At 41.1% G+C, this 16409-nt stretch carries 16 protein-coding genes; 7 read left to right on the top strand and 9 right to left on the bottom strand.

All coding sequences use genetic code 11. The annotated features are described in order from the left end of the window. Positions 1-41: 41 nt before the first annotated feature. From QXI54_09775 to afpA, 4 genes are read left to right on the top strand one after another with little or no spacing between them, the layout of a single operon-like run. Positions 42-329, top strand: coding sequence for a 2TM domain-containing protein (locus tag QXI54_09775; GenBank protein MEM0303439.1), 288 nt, complete (start codon positions 42-44; stop codon positions 327-329). Positions 330-387: 58 nt separating this feature from the next. Then, positions 388-1545, top strand: coding sequence for an FprA family A-type flavoprotein (locus QXI54_09770; protein MEM0303438.1), 1158 nt, complete (start codon positions 388-390; stop codon positions 1543-1545). Continuing rightward, the gene (locus tag QXI54_09765; protein MEM0303437.1) at positions 1542-2144 is read left to right on the top strand and encodes a flavodoxin family protein; all 603 of its coding nucleotides are present in this window, start codon (positions 1542-1544) and stop codon (positions 2142-2144) included. Before QXI54_09770 ends, QXI54_09765 begins: the two co-directional genes overlap by 4 nt. After that, on the top strand, positions 2116-2664 hold the full coding sequence (afpA, locus tag QXI54_09760; GenBank protein MEM0303436.1) for an archaeoflavoprotein AfpA: 549 nt from the start codon (positions 2116-2118) through the stop codon (positions 2662-2664). Before QXI54_09765 ends, afpA begins: the two co-directional genes overlap by 29 nt. Positions 2665-2672: 8 nt before the next feature. Here afpA and QXI54_09755 read toward each other — a convergent pair whose 3' ends face one another. After that, positions 2673-4844 (bottom strand): hydrophobe/amphiphile efflux-3 (HAE3) family transporter, encoded by a 2172-nt coding sequence (locus QXI54_09755; GenBank protein ID MEM0303435.1) that lies wholly within the window; start codon positions 4842-4844, stop codon positions 2673-2675. After that, the gene (locus QXI54_09750; protein MEM0303434.1) at positions 4841-6643 is read right to left on the bottom strand and encodes an S-layer protein; all 1803 of its coding nucleotides are present in this window, start codon (positions 6641-6643) and stop codon (positions 4841-4843) included. Before QXI54_09750 ends, QXI54_09755 begins: the two co-directional genes overlap by 4 nt. A 64-nt stretch (positions 6644-6707) precedes the next feature. Between QXI54_09750 and QXI54_09745 the strand changes: the two genes are divergently transcribed. Continuing rightward, positions 6708-7406, top strand: a complete 699-nt coding sequence (locus tag QXI54_09745) for a helix-turn-helix domain-containing protein (protein MEM0303433.1) — start codon at positions 6708-6710, stop codon at positions 7404-7406. On the opposite strand, the gene QXI54_09740 is transcribed toward QXI54_09745, so the two are convergent. After that, the gene (locus QXI54_09740) at positions 7390-8337 is read right to left on the bottom strand and encodes an NOL1/NOP2/sun family putative RNA methylase (protein ID MEM0303432.1); all 948 of its coding nucleotides are present in this window, start codon (positions 8335-8337) and stop codon (positions 7390-7392) included. The genes QXI54_09745 and QXI54_09740 overlap by 17 nt on opposite strands. Then, positions 8334-10106, bottom strand: coding sequence for a ribosome rescue protein RqcH (gene rqcH / locus QXI54_09735; GenBank protein ID MEM0303431.1), 1773 nt, complete (start codon positions 10104-10106; stop codon positions 8334-8336). The genes QXI54_09740 and rqcH overlap by 4 nt, the downstream gene beginning before the upstream one ends. Before the next feature lie 73 nt (positions 10107-10179). Between rqcH and QXI54_09730 the strand changes: the two genes are divergently transcribed. Further along, a complete protein-coding gene (locus tag QXI54_09730) occupies positions 10180-10965 on the top strand; it encodes an alpha/beta hydrolase (protein ID MEM0303430.1) in 786 nt (261 codons plus the stop codon). Between the two features lie 10 nt (positions 10966-10975). Here QXI54_09730 and QXI54_09725 read toward each other — a convergent pair whose 3' ends face one another. From QXI54_09725 to rplJ, 5 genes are all read right to left on the bottom strand, one after another. Further along, positions 10976-11119 (bottom strand): hypothetical protein, encoded by a 144-nt coding sequence (locus QXI54_09725; GenBank protein ID MEM0303429.1) that lies wholly within the window; start codon positions 11117-11119, stop codon positions 10976-10978. A gap of 129 nt (positions 11120-11248) precedes the next feature. Then, positions 11249-13549 (bottom strand): penicillin acylase family protein, encoded by a 2301-nt coding sequence (locus QXI54_09720; protein ID MEM0303428.1) that lies wholly within the window; start codon positions 13547-13549, stop codon positions 11249-11251. A gap of 24 nt (positions 13550-13573) precedes the next feature. After that, positions 13574-14608 carry a DUF1786 family protein gene (locus QXI54_09715; GenBank protein MEM0303427.1) on the bottom strand — a complete coding sequence of 345 codons (1035 nt, stop codon included), beginning with the start codon at positions 14606-14608 and terminating at the stop codon, positions 13574-13576. A 19-nt stretch (positions 14609-14627) separates the two neighbouring features. After that, the gene (locus QXI54_09710; GenBank protein ID MEM0303426.1) at positions 14628-15074 is read right to left on the bottom strand and encodes a metal-dependent hydrolase; all 447 of its coding nucleotides are present in this window, start codon (positions 15072-15074) and stop codon (positions 14628-14630) included. A gap of 9 nt (positions 15075-15083) precedes the next feature. Continuing rightward, positions 15084-15608 carry a 50S ribosomal protein L16 gene (rplJ, locus tag QXI54_09705; GenBank protein MEM0303425.1) on the bottom strand — a complete coding sequence of 175 codons (525 nt, stop codon included), beginning with the start codon at positions 15606-15608 and terminating at the stop codon, positions 15084-15086. Between the two features lie 98 nt (positions 15609-15706). On the opposite strand from rplJ, the gene QXI54_09700 reads away from it, so the two are divergent. Continuing rightward, positions 15707-16409 (top strand): secretion system protein E (locus QXI54_09700; protein MEM0303424.1); only part of this gene is annotated, 703 nt, incomplete at its 3' end.

The raw sequence follows: 16409 nt of genomic DNA, 5'->3' as shown, positions 1-16409 counted from the left end.
CTTCACGAAAAAACATATAAACTGCTCCAACGATATTGCTTATGATCTCGGTAGAGGAATTTAAAGAAGCATGGAAAGAGATTGAAATTGAAGAGGCTAAAAAGGGATTTTTAGCTCACCTTTGTGTTTACGCCATCGTGAACACATTTTTAGCCATTGTTAACTACCTAACTTCTCCAGACCAGCTCTGGTTCTTCTGGGTTCCCCTTGCTTGGGGCATTGGCTTGGCTTTTCACTTTGTATTCTCTCGCAACAGATTTGTGATCCCCGACTGGGAAGGCAAGGTTGCAAAGGTTGAAATGAGGGCAAGAAAGAAAAAAGAGCAATAAAATTCCCTTAGCTATGAAAAACGGGTAAAATTTATTAATTACAGAATGAAGAAGGGTCATGAATCCCGTAAAAATTGCGGAAGACATTTACTGGGTAGGCGCCTTAGACTGGGAAGAAAAAGATTTTCACAACTTCCAGACGCCACGAGGGTTGACTTATAACTCCTATCTGATTCTGGATGAAAAGAAGGTTGTAATCGATGCGGTGAAGCATAAGTTTGTTTCAGAGCAAATTGAAAGGATCTCAAAGCTCATGGATCCGAAGGAGATCGACTATGTGGTTGTGAATCACATAGAGCCGGATCATGCAAGTGGTCTTGCAGATCTTATGCGAGTGGCAAAGAAAGCGGTTGTGATCTGCTCGCAAAGAGGCAAAGAGGGGCTATGCAAGAATTTTGACTGCAAAGACTGGAATTTCATGGTCGTAAAAAATGGAGACACGCTTAAAATTGGCAAAAGAACGCTCATGTTCCTTGACATGACGATGCTCCACTGGCCTGACAGCATTGCAACCTACGTCGTTGAGGACAAGATCTTATTCTCAAACGACGCATTTGGACAGCATGTTGCAAGTGAAGAGCGATTTGCTGAGGAGCTTGGAGTTGAAGAAGCTCTGAAATGGGCTAAGCTATACTATGCAAACATCCTGATGCCCTTGGCAACGCTGATCAAGAAGAAGCTTGAAGAGCTTAAAGGGGTTGAGGTTAAGCTGATCGCTCCAAGTCATGGGGTTGCTTGGAGAGATCCAAAGATTATAATTGAGCATTACAGGAAATGGGCGGATTTTGAGACAGAGAACAAGGTTGTTGTCGTTTATGACACGATGTGGGGCTCTACAGAGAAGCTTGCAAGAGCAATAGCTGAAGGGGCGAGCAAGAATGCAAAAGTCAGGCTTTTCCACACCCGAAAGGACTCTTGGACTGAGATTGTTTCAGAAATTCTGGATGCCAAAGCCATAGCAGTTGGAGCACCAACGATCCACAATTCGCTCTTTCCACCTGTTGCAGGCTTTCTGAGCTACCTTAAGAGCCTTAAGCCGAAGAACAAGAAAGCATTAGCCTTTGGTTCCTATGGCTGGAATGGTGTTGCGGTAAAGGAGATCGCAAAAGTCTTGGAAGAGCTTGGATTTGAAACTAAGCAGTTTGCGGTTAAATTTAAGCCAACGAAAGAGGAACTTGAAAAAGCCTACGAGTTGGGGGTTGAGCTGGCGAAATGATTCTCGGAATCTGCGGTAGCCCAAGAAAGAAGGCTACAGAGTTTGTGCTGAACAGGGCACTCGAGATGCTAAGCGACTTGGGCTTTGAAACAAAATTTTTTACGGTTAGGGGAAAAAACATAGGCTTCTGCCAGCACTGCGATTACTGCCTTAAGCACAAGGAATGCAAGCTTAAGGACGACATGGTTGAGCTTTATGAATTGCTTGGAAAGGCAAAAGGCATAATTATAGCAACTCCAGTTTACAATGGTGGCGTTAGTGCTCAGATCAAGGCAGTTATGGATCGTTGCAGAGCTCTGGTTGCGAAGAACTTCGATTTCTTCAGGGGCAAAGTTGGAATGGCTATTGCAGTTGGCGGAGACAGAATTGGTGGACAGGAGCTTGCAATCCAGCAGATCTTGACCTTTTACATTTTAAACGGCATGATTCCAGTAAGTGGTGGAGCCTTTGGTGCAAACCTTGGAGCAACATTCTGGAGCAAAGACTCTCTTGAAGGTGTCATGGAAGACGAAGAGGGGTTAAGGAGCCTGAGAAAAACCATTAAGAGATTTGCTGAGCTTTTGAGGATTTATGAAGGTCGCATGGGGAATAACGGGTAGTGGGGACAGAATTAGAGAGACAGTAGAAGTGATGAAAAAAGTAAAGGAGCTTTATCCTGACGTGGAGATCAGGGTTTACCTTTCAAAGGCAGGACAGCAGGTTGTTTTGTTTTACAAGCTCATGGAAGAGCTTAAAGCAAACTTCAAGGTATGGACTGAAGTTAACGCCAATGCCCCATTTCTTGCGGGAATGCTTCAGAGCGGAAAATTTGAATTTTTGCTTATCGCTCCCGCAACTTCCAACACGGTAGCCAAGATCTCTCTTGGCATTGGCGACACTTTGCTAACAAATTCCGCAATAATGGCTCTGAAAGCATTCGTTCCAGTTTACATCATGCCCTCAGATTACAAAGAAGGAATAGTTGAAACTGAATTGCCCGATGGGAGAAAAATGAAGCTAAGAATTCGAAAAGAAGACGTTGAGCACGTTGAAAGACTTAGAAAAATGGATGGAGTTTTCGTTTTGGAGAAGCCAGAAGAGATCTTTGCGGTTTTTGAAAAGCACTTTGGCAAAAAATAGATTTAATTCTACCTGAATAAGTTTTTGACAACTCCCTTTGACTTTAACGCTTCTCCAACCTTTTCAGTAACCATCAGGAATGCTGGAACTACTGTAAACGCTGCTATAAGGCTGAAAGAAATTGCAACCAACGCCAAGAAGCCAAAATCTCGCATAACAGGGAAAGTCGAGATCATCAAAGATCCAAAGCCCCCGATCATTGCAAGAGCAGATGTAGTGGTTGCTTTACCAGTGTGCTCTATTGCTCTTCTTACTGCTTCTATTGGAGATGCTTTCTGCCTCTCTTCAAGATACCTCTCAGTGATCATGATCGAAAAGTCTATTCCAAGCCCTAAAATGATGGAATTCAAGGCAATAGAGACCATTGTTTGCTTCACTCCAGAAATGAACATTATGACATTTATAACACCTATCACTGAAGTTATGGCTATAAGCGGAACAACTGCCTTCCTCACGGATCTGTATATCACCAGCAAAAGGAGCAAAATTAGAATGTATGCAACGAGGGTCATCGTGGTCTGACTTTCAATCATTATCGTTCCAAGCTCCGAGTAGATAACAGCTCCGCCTGTTAAGTAGTAGCTACCATCCCATCCATAGAAGTTAACTCCCCTGTAAATGGACTCTAAAGTTTTTTTGTATTCCTCATAATTGTCCGCAGTTGAATAGAAATGAACTGCGAGAGTGCTTCCCGCAACATATCTGCCAAGAAGCTCTTCAGGAACATTTTCAAGTTTTCCAAATTTATCTACAAGGGAATGAAGTGACTGATAAGAGTAAACTAATTCCTCATTGCTTAAGATATACTCTGCGAGTTCCTTTGATTTATCCAGAACTCTTGAATCGATTCCGTCTGTTTCAAGTATCAATGTGTATACTGTCTGCCCACCAGCAAGTTCTTCGAGTTCTCTGAATTTCTGTATCGCTGGCAGATTCTGAGGGACATACTTGTTGTAGTTTGTCTCAAGTTCAAGCATCGGGGAAACATAGAAACCGATAGCGGAGATCAAAACCGCAACTACGAGTATTCCATAAGGTCTGCTTGCAGTAAGATTTGAAATAACAGAAAGAGCTTTTTCGAGTCTTGCTTTGCTTTCTGTTTCCTTTTTCTCAGCAACCTTGCCTTTCTCGATAATTTTTAATATAGCTGGCAAAAATATTATGCTCAATATATAAGCAATTACCAATCCGAGGGAAGCGATGATGCCGAACCAAGACATTGCTGGAATGCCAACGGATAGCATCGACATGAAGCCCACGATTGTTGTGAGCAAAGCGAGAATCAGGGCTCTGCCGGTTCTTTCCACTGCAAGTTCAATGGCAGTGTCAACACCATGTCTCCGAATTTCTTCTTCGAATCTATTCTGGATCTGAACCGCATATTCTATAGACAAGCCAACGAGCATCGGCAATGCGCCATTTGTGTGCTCCGAAAGTGGAATCCCAAGCAGCGGCATCATGCCGTAGATGATTATAACTGCGGACACGGAAATCACGAGTGGAAGAAAAGCAGTGGCTTTTCGTCTCACGACTCCGCTGAAAGTCCCGAATAAGAAAAGAATCATCAAAATAACGGAAGCCATCATCGTGATTCCAAGGCTCTTTAAGATCTCACTTTTAATCTGGTATCCGAGCACTGGTGAGCCGGTTATCTCTACAACGTAGCCTGTCGGTATCTGCATTTTTTCTATGCTCTTCTCTATATTTTTTGCCAGTTCTTCCTGCTTCTTGGTGTCCATTGGTGCAAGCTGAACCATCACCATCGCAACCGTTGGCTTCGGAATCAGGCTGGAGAAGTAAGTATTACTTAGTTCTCTCAGAATCTTTTCATCTGTGGGAATGAAACCAAAATATTCTCTTATCAAAGAAGCGGGAGAATTAACGCTTTCAACACCTTCCAGCTTCTTAATTTCATCCCCCAGCCTTAGCATGAAGTCGTATATTTCGTAGTTGACTACATCGTCACCTTTTATAAGAACAAAAACCGCTCCTGTTTCCTTTACAAAGTTCTTCTCGTAAAGCTTGTATTGCTGATAAACCTTGTTGTCCTTGCTGAAGAAGGATTCTGTGCCCGAAGTCATCTCTACGTTCATCGCAGAATACATCGAGAACAGTATAATTGCGCTTACAAAAATAAATACGAGTCCGGGTTTTTCTGTGATGATGCTAAATAGTTTCATCTTCTCTTCCTGATGTAGTAAATTGCACCAGCGAGGATTACGAGAACAACGATCAAGTAGGTTACATAGCTAACCTCAGGAGACTTTACGTTTATTACAGCCTTCGAAGGTGCACTTATAACCCAGTCGCCATTCTCAGCCTTGTATTTGACTTCCAAGTTTAAAGCATATAGTTTTGGAGTGGCATCACGATCTACCGAGACTTTAAAGCTTGCATTTGCAGTTTCGCCAGGCTTAAGAGATCCAATAAAGGCTGTGTCGTCAGAAGACGAAAATGGAGAAACTATTATGAGTCTTGCAGTTGCATCTCTAATTTCTGCACTCCCTGTATTGCGAATTGTAAAAGTGAGCACTTTCTCTTCTCCTGCTCTAATTTCAGCAATTCCAAGGACTTCAAATTCTATCTCTGGCTTTACCTCGATACCAATTTTTATTGCATCAGTTTCCACATATTCGTCGCCCGCCTTGAATTTAACGTAAAGATCTGCGGGATACTTTGTTGCTCTGGCTTCACTCGAAGCTTTAAGCTTGAACACAGCCTCGAATTCTTCTCCAGCCTTGATGCTTCCAATATAACATTCACTGCTCAGCGCTGAAAGCGGAGAACTGACGACGATCCTTGCAGAAGCATCATCCAAATCGACGTTCGAAACCATTTTAACGATCAGGTCTCCCTTAGAATTGACGAACAATCTGCTATCTAAAGCTTTTATTGTAATTTCTGGCTTTGACAATACAGTAATACCGAAAGAAACCGAATCGCTTTCTTTCAGATTTCCGTATTCATCCAAATATACAAGTTTAACCTTCGCAGGATAAACTCCTCCTTTGGGGACATCAAGGGAGACGTAAAAGCTTGCCTTTGCAGTTTCGCCAGGCTTTAAGTCGCCAATGAAATAGCTTGGCTGGGAAGTGGAAGTAGACGAAGAAGTAGGAAGAGCGGAACCGCCCATCATTAAAGGAAGCATCGAAGTTGGCAGTGAAGCCATGCTCTGCGTCGATGTTTGTTGTGATTTCGGAAGCTCAATCGTGGCATAGGCATTCTTGGCGGTTTTCTTGCCAACGTTCTTTATCGTAACTTCAATGTTCCCTTTTCCTCCAGCGATCAGTTTGTCTGCTTTAACTTCCTTTACCTCAAGTAAGACATCTTTTTCTTCGATGTAAAGCTTAATCGGGATTTCTTTTGTTTTGGTTGTGTATTCAAGTTCGTATTCAGTTGCAACATAATAGCCCATTGTGGTCGTGTTTTGAATAGTGGGTATAGGACCACCTGAATAAATTAATGTGGTCGTATTTGTCCATTCTCCCTTTTGAAAAACACCATATGGTATTAGGGTTCTTAGTCTGTCTATTATCTCGTATTTAACTTTGAGTTTTAACTCCGTAGAGTTGTTGCCCAAAACTTCAATGGAGAAATACAAAGGAATCTGCTGATTAACTGCGGGGATAGCTGGAATAGTAATCTTTCCAGTCTTAACCTTTACATCCTCATTACCCTCAAGCTCGACTTCGACGTTGTAGGCTGTGAAGATCATATCCTGACGGGAGTAAAAGAAGCTTGCTTCCATGGAATTGTCATATTGAATTTTTTCAGGAATCGCAGGATTGTATATCGTTAAAACAAGAATTTTCTCCCCTTTTCCTATGTAGTTTGAATTTATCGGAGTTGTTATCCCCTTCTGAATGTCTATATAACTCACGCTTAAAACTTCGATGCTTGGTTCCCTCTCGTAATTCAAAGCAGACGCTGGAATCAATATTGCAACAATTAATGCAAGCACCGCAATAGCGGATCTCATTTTTTTCACCTGTCGTAGCTTTCAGAACGAAAGATATTTAAATTTTATGGATAACGATATTAGGATGCGATTGATAGAAGTTCTAAAATCATTCGGGCTCAGTGAATACGAAGCAAGGGCTCTTGCAACGCTGATTTCAAAGGGTGTTCTAAGTGCAAGAGAGATTGCGGAGCTAAGCGGAATTCCAAGAACTTCTGTTTACGATGTTATGAATAACCTGAAGACAAAAGGTTTTGTTGAGGAATTTGGAAAGCCTGTAAAATTCAAAGCGGTTGGCAAAGATGAGATCGTTTCAATGCTATCAAGGAAGACTGCAGAGAACCTTGAGGTGCTCCGAGAAGAGCTATCTAAGCTGAAAACCGAAGAAGTTGAAATTGTTAAACTCTATCGAGGGAGATCTGTGCTTGAAAAGCTTGAAGAACTCGTCCTTTCATCAAAAAAAGAAATAGTGGCGCTTATATCATTCATTAAACCAGAAATAAAAGAAATTCTGTCTAAAGCGAAGTGCAAGCTCGTGATAGTTTCCGAAAATGCGGATGAGATTAAAGGTGAGACTTACAAGCTCGATTTTAAAGGTGAAATAGCAAGCAGAGATTTTTCACATGGATTATTCGTTTTTGATAACTCCAGATTCTTTGCAATTTTCATAGATCACGTGTCTATAGGAATTTCTGGAGAGAGCGAAGGGATGGTGCAGTTTTCAAAGCTCATGATCGAGCCATTGCTCAGGGAGCTAAGAGAGAAAACTACTCGATCTTCTTAATCTTTGCGATAAAAAATCCCGCACATCTGTGCTTATGCGGATAGAGTCTCTTGGCTTTGCTAAGATCAAAATTTGTCAAATTAAGAGCTTTTTCACCATATTCAATGTCCAAAAGTTCAGCCTTTCTTCTTTCAAGAAGGTGCTCCACAACAAACTCGTTCTCCTCAGGAGTCAAAGAGCAGGTTGAGTAAACAAGCACTCCATTAGGCTTCAGCGAGTCGAAAGCACTGATTATCAGATCTCTCTGCAATGAAGAACAGAATACTATGTCTTCTTTGCCCCTGTCTGTTTTTCGAGTCTTGTCCTTGAAGATTATTCCTTCTCCAGTACATGGAGCATCAAGCAAAACCTTGTCTGCTTTTATTCCAAGCTTTGGAAAGTCTCTGCCGTCCATGTTTAAAATTGCAACATTCATTGCCCCCATTCTGTTTACATTGTCAACTAAAGCCTGCAAACGCTCTTTTTGTGGTTCAACAGCCAGAATAACCCCTCTGTTTTTCATTAGCATCGCTAAAAAAGTCGTTTTCCCGCCTGGAGAGGCTGAAAGGTCTACAACTACATCATCGGGCTTCGGATCGAGAACGAGCGGAGGAATACATGAACTTTTGTCCATTATATAGTAGTAACCCATCAGATACTCGGGCGTTGCTCCGATCGAGTATTTTTCTTCGACAACCTCATAGCAAAATGGCACTTCTGTCTTTTCCAGCTTAAAACCCCTCTCTCTTAGCCTTTTTAGCAGTTCTTCTTCAGACAGCTTTATAGTGTTCACCCTTATATACTTTGGAATACCCTTCTCGAAAGCTTCAACGATCTTTATAGCTTCTTCTCCAAAGAATTGGAGCCATCTGCGAATTATGAACTCATCGTAGCCAAATTTTGAAGCTATCTCCTTTGATAGTGCAGTAGAAGGAAAGTCAAGAATTTTCATAAAACCCTCGATTTTCCCGGTGGTAGGAACTTCGCTATCTCATCAGGCTTTGCAATTGCCTTAACAAGGTAAGCATTTTCTCCCGCTTTCTCTGCCAAAATTTTTGCTATCTCAACGCTCAGTTCTTCTGGCTTCTTATCGCCAATTTCAAGCTCAACGTAGTAATCAGCGTATTTCTTAACAGCACTTACTGGACCACCGATTACACGCATCTTCTCAATTTCAACTCCAATGGCACATTTAAGCTCAACGGTCAAATAATTTCTTTCTCCAACAATATAAAAGCTACCTTTCGGCAGATATTCACCAGCTTTCGCAGATTTCAAAACCTGTTCAGGCTTAACGTAGTAAACCTCGCCGGAATGCTTTCCTTCCTTCCATAAGGCTGAGTAAATTGCAGAGAATTCCGCAGTCTCTTTAAGGCTTGTTTCAGGAGCTTCCTGTCCTCTTTTCAGCACAACCACTGGCGCTCCAGGAGTTTGAGTGTGGAAAAATAGATCCCTTGGCTCCATTCTTTTCGAGACAATTTCAGCATTCATCTTAGCATTTCTACCGCCGATCGCAAGAAAGCCATCCGAAGTTATGAACCACCTATATTCTTCGAACCATTCCCTTTTTCTGCGAACGCTGAAGCCAATCTTAACACCCTTAGATTCAGCCTTTTGAATTTCTTCAATTGTCTTCTCAATTGCAGTCCTCAACCCATCAAGCTTTTCCTTAGCCTTTTTTGCCCTTTCATAGTAAATCTCAGCATTTCCATGAACACTCTTGCTAAAATCAATCTCCAACTCCTTATCAGCTAAGCGAATTAGTGCGGTTTTTTTCTCTGGATTAAGCTTAGAAAGTTCCAAAACCTTTTCACCTTTCCTTAGCTTCTCAATGATCTCATCTATTTGCTGGTAATTTGCATATATGAGCTCTGCGATTTCCTTATTTTCACTTATTTCCCTTTCGTATTCCTTAAGTGTCTCTTCCTGAATTTTAAGCCTATTTCTAAGCTTTTCGAGTTCTTCGCTTTCCTGAATGCTCTCTATGGCAATCTTTGAATAAAAATCGTCCAAAGCCTCGTTAAAGCTGTTAAAAAACTTCTTATCTAAATTCTGATAGTAAAGCAGATCCATTGGAACCACATCGTGGTATTTTCCATCTTTTAAAACGATCTGTGGTTTAAGTTCGAAATTTTTCAACCTCTCGATTTCTTCAAAAAGAATCTTTTTTTCTTCCCCACTCAGCTCTGAGAACTTCTTTTTCTTGTCTATTCCAGTCCTCAAACAGACTTCCTCAGCATAAAGACCTCCAAGTCCGGAATTCGCGAGATATCGAACAACATCTTTGCTCTCGTCCAGCTTTCTTTCAGAACTTTGTGTTCTGATCTCCTTTAAAGGCATGATAACCCGATCTTCTTCCATGAGTATTATATTACCTCTTGAAAATAATTCTGCAACGATCTTCTTTTCCTTTTCCCGCTCAAAATGAAACTCAATGATTCTATCAAAGTCTTTTTGCTCTATAGCCTTTATCCTTGCTCCTTCAAGATGCTTTCTAAGTAGCATTGCAAATGGCGTTGGAAACTTCGGACTTTCTTTGGGAAACTTCGTGAGATGAACTCTTTTCCCCGCTTCGATGATCAGATCAAACTTATCTCCCGCATAGATCTTAATTCGGATTTCATCGGGAGGATAGTGATAGATCTTTTCAACCTTACCGCCTAAAAGCTTCTGAAGTTCCTGAACGCAAGCCTTGATGTCGAACGAACTCATCTGTTTCATATCCTTAGCTATGGAATTGCAGATTAAAAACCTGTGAGGAAAAAATTTAAAAAATTATTTCTTATGTTTCATTATGCCATTTGTTGAAAACGATGGTTTGAAGATTTACTACGAGTTCTTGGAAGGCAAATCTCCAGTTCTCGTATTTGTCCATGGATGGACTGCAAACATGAATTACTGGAAGGAACAGAGAGCTTATTTCGAAGGAAAGAATGCAATTTTATTTATTGACAATCGGGGTCATGGAAAGTCTGATAAACCGAAGGACTACGAGCATTACAAACTCGACAAATTTGTCTCCGATCTCGATGCAGTGGTTAATTCGCTAAAGCTGAGCGATTTTGTGCTTTTAGGACACTCTTTTGGAACAATGATCTCAATGAAATACTGCAGTGAACACCCAGAGAAAGTTAAAGCCCTCGTCTTAGTCGGAGGTGGAACGAGGATAAAGACTTTCCACAAGCTCTTTTATCCAGTTTCAAGGTTCTTCTCAAAAATTAACTATAAGAGTTCTGTAAAGCTTGTCATAAACTTATCATTTACAAAAGAAGCAGTGGAATTGAAGGATTGGGCGATAAAGCAAGTGCTGGAAAACACTCCACGGTATTCAGCGATGAACGGCTACAAAACTCTAACCAAAATAGATCTGAGAGAGGTTGCAAAGAAGATCGAGAAACCTACGTTGATCATTGTAGGCGAAAAAGATGCTCTACTCCCAGTCGGAAAGTCCAAAGAATTAAACAGACTGATCAAAAATTCAAAGCTTGTGGTTGTTCCAAAAGCCGGGCATTGTGTTCAGCTTGAAAAGCCAGTGGAAGTTAATAGAGAAATAGAGGAATTCTGCAAAAAGCTAAAATAAAATTACTCAATTACTTAAAAGCTCTTAGCGTGCTCGAAACCACCGCAAGGATTGCAGTCATTGCAAGGCTTAAGTAAGTAAGTGGTAATGTTAGCATTCTTTCTGCGATCCCGAAGATTGCAGAGTAGAGTATGAAGCTGAGCCAGAATGCCAAGGCGAACAGTAATGAGAAGATTATGGCTTTTTGTAGCTTTTTGAAATGAAGCCTATTATTAAGCCAGTGATTACAATGCCGATCCAGTGGAAGAACGATATCACTATCGCTAATGCCAATGGAATGAATTTAGCCAAAGACAATCCTATCACCCCTCAAGCTGAAATCAAAGCTTTTGTATTCCCCTTCTGCCCATAAAAACAGCTGGTCATCGTAGTGTTTGGAGAAAAAGTTTCCTGAATTTCCGCCCGGGATTACGCAGTAGTCCTTATCGAAGCTCACTATCATTCTCCAGCTACTTCCCGCCTGATAAATGCCTCCAGCGAACTCAATACTTCGATGGAAATTGAACACCGTGTTTTCGTCTCCGCTCATCGGAATCTTTGGATAATCGAAGAATTTTACAACCCTGCTGAAAGGATGCTCCATATTAAGCTGGTTGTAGTCACCATAAACTCTGTAGCCCTTCTTTTCGATTTCCTCAACTGCGAGCTTTAAAGCTCTTACCGCTATATCCTGCCTTTTTTCAACCTCTGGAGTCCTTTTGTCGTCGAACCACTCGCTATCGGGATCTAAATTCTGGAGAACATAAAGGCTTGGCAAATACTCTTTGCTGAGCCCAGCGGAGAAGAACTCATCAAAGGTCTCGTTAACGAAGTATTCAAGCCATATGGCAAATATTAAAGCCCCTTCTGAATCCTTTTCCATCTTTAAATCCCAGTTTTTGAGCTTTTCAGCGTAGCCCTTCGTTTTATCGTCCATAAGAGCATAGCTTTCCATTATGAAAGGAACGAAGAACTCAGCAACCTTTGACTTTGTATCTCTCTGCATCATCATGAAATCCTCTACCGTGAGCTTTTTGCTGGCGGTGAGATTGTCGAGCATCTCGTAGATCCTCATTCCCCTATAGGGATCAATGAAATACATTGAATCGCCAAGATAATGCTTTGAGTATCCAATTTCCTGATTCGCAGTGGCTATGTAGTCTGGATTTATCGCATGCGGGATTTCTTCAAATGGTATAAAGCCTTCCCAAGTTGAGAAGCCAAAAGCTTTGAAGCCGATCCATTCACCTTCTCCAGCGGATCCGTTGAATAAAACATTTCCAGCAACCTCTTTACCATCTATAAGCCTAATTGGATACTTTCCAGCGGGATAATACATCGTGTTTCCGTAGATGTCTGCATAAACAACATTCTGCCCTGGAACACAGAAAAGCTTCAACCCTTCGATGAATTCATCGAGACTCTTTGCATAGTTGTATTTGTAAAGTGCAAGGGCTTCTGTTGTGTTCGTGAATCCAGTCCAAGCAACAGCAACTTTAAAACCATCCCTTTCGATAAGAGCTCCGTGAACTGTTTTTTCAACAATCACTTCTCTTTCTTCAATTCCATTTGCAGTCTTCACCCTGATCTTCTTTATCTCTTTCTCAGGCTCAAGCCAACTTCCCTTGTATAGGTATTTATCGCCGTCCCAGACGTAGTAGTAGAAATCGATTACATCCGCGCCGACATTCGTATATCCCCAAGCCAAATAGTCGTTTTTGCCTATTATGATCATTCCTATGCCTGGAAAAGCAACACCTCTGACATTCATTCCGTTAAGATTTAAATGCATCTCATACCAAACTGGCGGGACTGTTAAGAGCAGATGGGGGTCGTTAGCAAGCATTGGCTTTCCGTTTTGCGTGAACTTGCCAGAAACAACCCAGTTGTTAGATCCTAAACCTTTCTTAGATTCAAAATTGCTTAACCAGTCAGCAAATGATTTGTTGATTCTGAGTATCGTATAGTTATGCTCCAAAGAGCTTGGATAAAGCTCAAGAGCTTTTTCTCCAAGTTTTTCTATGATTAAAGCCCTTCTAATATCCCAGAAATCTCCTGTTAGCTCCCAAGCGATTTCCTTTGCTATAAGGAGTGTGTCAACTGGTTGCCATTTTTCTGGCTTATAATTTGCGAGCTGAAACTCTGCTGGCAGTTTTTCAGTCTCTATGTAGTAATTCACGCCTTCACTGTAGGCTTTGAGCAATTCTCCGATGTGAGTGTCCTTTAAACCTTCCCAGGTAATTTCAGCAGCCTTTAAGAAATCCATTTTCTTGTGGAAAACGTCAGATTCATAGAAATCCTCACCAAAGACTTCGCTAAGCTCACCCTTCATCAATCTTCTATGAAGATCCATCTGGAAAAGCCTGTCTTTTGCCTGAATGTAGCCAATTGCAAAAGCCAGAGCTTTTTCGTCAGTGGCAACGAAGTGCGGAACACCGTATTCATCGTAGTAAACCTCAACCTTGCCGTAAGGATTCTTGACCTCTTTTTTTGTTTCAAAAGTCCATAAAGTTCCGCTGAACGGGGCAAGCATGTTTAGATAGCCACCGAGAGCATAGAGCATTAAAAAGAGCACAGCTAACGGAATTAACCCAACTTTTCGCATGATTTTTAAAAATTTTAGGAGTATTTAAAAATTACTCAAATTACTAAGAGCATAAAGATCGCAAACGTTCCGCTTTATAAGCATGGAAGCCATTCCCAGATTTCCAACAATCATAGGATCTCCTCTCAGCTCTTCATATCCTCCAAGCTGGGCATTTGGACCAGTCGAAAGAATGCTTTTGATATCAAGAACTTCTCTAATGTAGCAACCATGTCCATTGTCGTTGAGAACGTATTCGTTATCAATACTGCCTTCCAAGAATTTTTCAAAAAACCATCGGGTGTATTCTCTCCCCTTCTCTCTGAGAACGTTCGTGTGGTGCTCAACGATTGCTTTGATTTCCCAATCCCTATCGATTACTGCAGCAGTCGTATGGGAATTTCCAAAGTTTATCAGCAATGCTGGAAGCTTGGAAAAATTAGCCAAGCCAGATATTGCTGCAAAAGAAGTATCAGTAACGAAAACTTCTCCTTCGCAGAAGTCCTTTATCGATTGCAGAGCATCAAACATTCTGTTAAATTCTATCGGTAGCTCTCTTTCGCTGAAAAGCATTCTCTCGAGATACTTTTCCTTCTCAATTATTTTTCTGAACATCCTGAATCTAAAAACCCTGTTGCTCTCATTCGGAGCAAATCCGTGATCTTGGACTGCTACAGAAAAAAGCTGAGGCATCGAGTAGCCGATTTGATCTAATAACTTTGAAAAGAACTCCATGTCCACGTCTGCTGTTTTAATCTTAAAGGCACTTGAGCTTTCGGTTATCACAACGCCCATTTCTCTAACTTTTTCAAGATTGTCCGCAAAAGTTAACGCAGATCTCTGCGTTGCAAAAACTCTAAATCCTTTCTCAATGTGTTTCTTCACCGCTCTCGCTATCGCTCCTCCTCCCATCGTGTAGCCGTAAAGGAATAAGTCCTGATTTGCTCTCTCAATTTTTCTAGCAATAATCCTCGTTGGAGAAGGCAGAATGGCTTTTGGGCAATTTCTAAGGTTTTTCTCTGCAAAAAGCAAAAAATCTTGCGTTGTTGAGCCGACATCGAGAGTGAAGAGAGTATCCATAATGAGAGCAATCCAAGAACTAAATAAGCTTTGTCAAATCTCTAAGAAACGCTGAAAAATCCAAATTAGAGAAATAAGCAAACGAAGCGATTCCAAGCAGAAGCACTGCAGTATTTATTGCAGTATTGTTTGACTTAAAAAGCTTCAGGGCGTATTTTTTCTTTGAGAATGGATAAAGAGGAGCAAATTTCTGCACAGTTAAAAGATCTGCAATTAGGTGTGCAAGGATGCTTAACAGGACTAAAAAAGCAAGCAAAAAGTTCCTTGAGAACATGAAAACTCCTATTGCCACAAGAGAGGCAAAAGTTATGTTATGAGTATATTTTCGGTGTTCAAGCCTTAGCACGAGGTCTATATCAGGAGAAATAGTCAAGGCGACTGCAATAAGAATTGAATTCAGATCAAATTTTGCTAAAAGTGGAGAAAGAATTAAAAGGGCTAAGCCTATGTGCCCTGGTCTATTCATATAAAAATTTTATATTTTACCCTTAAGTAGCTCAGCACCCTTTTCGACAATTACTTTTGTGTCTGTGGGCAATTTCATCGAAGCCCTTCTGAAGGCTTCCTTTGCAAAATCGAAATGCTCGGGCTTAACCCAGATCGACATGAGCTTCGTTCCGGGCTTTACCTGTGCTGCTCTACCAACTGGGCGACCGTAAGCTGCTCTCATTCCCTGAGAAACTCTGTCCGCTCCAGCTCCGACTGCCATTTTATGCTCCCTCAATATATGGTGGGGATAAATTCGAACCTTCAACTTGTAGTTGTTCGAACCAGCGGATTTTGCGATGAACTTATTTGCAATAACTCTCGCAGCTTCGAGAGCATTATCTCTAATCTGAACGGCATCTTTAGCTACAAGTGTAAGCATGACAGGGAAATCCGCCTGTAAGTTCCCCATGTCAAACATCTTTATTCTCGTTCCAGGAGCGCCATCGATATATTCAACTCTTGTGTATGGTCTCTTTATTCTCCTCCACATCCTCGCTGGTTTTCTTGCCATGGAATTCAAAATTCGTAGTGTGCAAATAAAATTTTCTACTGCATACCCTCATGACAATAATGGGAAAATCTTTTATTCTTTAAGATTTAAGATACGTTATGGCAACGAAATTCAGAATAAGAAAACAACCCACTGAACTAAAAACCCGTAAAGAACAAAGAAGTATTTTTGATTTAATCAAAAAAAGTGCTAAAGAGGAATGGCTTGACGAAGAGGCTTCAAAAAATCTTGCAAAAAAGTTAATGCAGGAATTTAAACCTCCTGAAGGCTGGTTCAAAGTTGAAGAATATCCTATCTTCTCTCGCTTCGTTTTCGCGAGTGCTCACATACTTTATAATGACGAAGAAAATGAGTATGGTTATTTCGTTTATGAGCCGCCGATAACCCCGGCTGAAATGAATCTTGTTAAAGAAGTTGTTCAAAAGCTGGAATACTACCCGGTAAAACCACAAGAAGTAAGAGACAAATACAGAACTCTGAGATCGAAAGTCAACATGATTTTAGACGATTTCAGAATTAAACTTGAAGGGACAGATTACACACGGATTTTGTATCATATAATGAAGAAAACAATTCTGTACGACCGCATCACGCCACTTATGTTCGATCCAAACATTGAGGACATATCCTGCAACGGCTACAGAGTTCCAATTTACATTTTTCACCGTAAGTATACAAACCTCAAAACAAACATCGTGTTTGAAGATGAGGATGAGCTTGATTCCTTTGTCATAAACCTTGCGCAGAAGTGTGGGAAGCATCTTAGCGTTGCTGAGCCGATGGTTGATGCTACGATGCCGG

This window comes from Archaeoglobaceae archaeon (assembly GCA_038734275.1).
In the GTDB taxonomy this organism is placed as follows: Archaea; Halobacteriota; Archaeoglobi; order Archaeoglobales; family Archaeoglobaceae; genus WYZ-LMO2.
This window is presented reverse-complemented; position numbering and strand designations above follow the sequence as displayed.

Excerpts from the sequence above, each read along its gene's own strand:
- QXI54_09775 (MEM0303439.1), top strand. The coding sequence starts at position 42 with ATGATCTCGGTAGAGGAATTTAAAGAAGCATGGAAAGAGATTGAAATT.
- QXI54_09770 (MEM0303438.1), top strand. The coding sequence starts at position 388 with ATGAATCCCGTAAAAATTGCGGAAGACATTTACTGGGTAGGCGCCTTA.
- QXI54_09765 (MEM0303437.1), top strand. The coding sequence starts at position 1,542 with ATGATTCTCGGAATCTGCGGTAGCCCAAGAAAGAAGGCTACAGAGTTT.
- afpA (MEM0303436.1), top strand. The coding sequence starts at position 2,116 with ATGAAGGTCGCATGGGGAATAACGGGTAGTGGGGACAGAATTAGAGAG.
- QXI54_09755 (MEM0303435.1), bottom strand. The coding sequence starts at position 4,844 with ATGAAACTATTTAGCATCATCACAGAAAAACCCGGACTCGTATTTATT.
- QXI54_09750 (MEM0303434.1), bottom strand. The coding sequence starts at position 6,643 with ATGAGATCCGCTATTGCGGTGCTTGCATTAATTGTTGCAATATTGATT.
- QXI54_09745 (MEM0303433.1), top strand. The coding sequence starts at position 6,708 with ATGCGATTGATAGAAGTTCTAAAATCATTCGGGCTCAGTGAATACGAA.
- QXI54_09740 (MEM0303432.1), bottom strand. The coding sequence starts at position 8,337 with ATGAAAATTCTTGACTTTCCTTCTACTGCACTATCAAAGGAGATAGCT.
- rqcH (MEM0303431.1), bottom strand. The coding sequence starts at position 10,106 with ATGAAACAGATGAGTTCGTTCGACATCAAGGCTTGCGTTCAGGAACTT.
- QXI54_09730 (MEM0303430.1), top strand. The coding sequence starts at position 10,180 with ATGCCATTTGTTGAAAACGATGGTTTGAAGATTTACTACGAGTTCTTG.
- QXI54_09720 (MEM0303428.1), bottom strand. The coding sequence starts at position 13,549 with ATGCGAAAAGTTGGGTTAATTCCGTTAGCTGTGCTCTTTTTAATGCTC.
- QXI54_09715 (MEM0303427.1), bottom strand. The coding sequence starts at position 14,608 with ATGGATACTCTCTTCACTCTCGATGTCGGCTCAACAACGCAAGATTTT.
- QXI54_09710 (MEM0303426.1), bottom strand. The coding sequence starts at position 15,074 with ATGAATAGACCAGGGCACATAGGCTTAGCCCTTTTAATTCTTTCTCCA.
- rplJ (MEM0303425.1), bottom strand. The coding sequence starts at position 15,608 with ATGGCAAGAAAACCAGCGAGGATGTGGAGGAGAATAAAGAGACCATAC.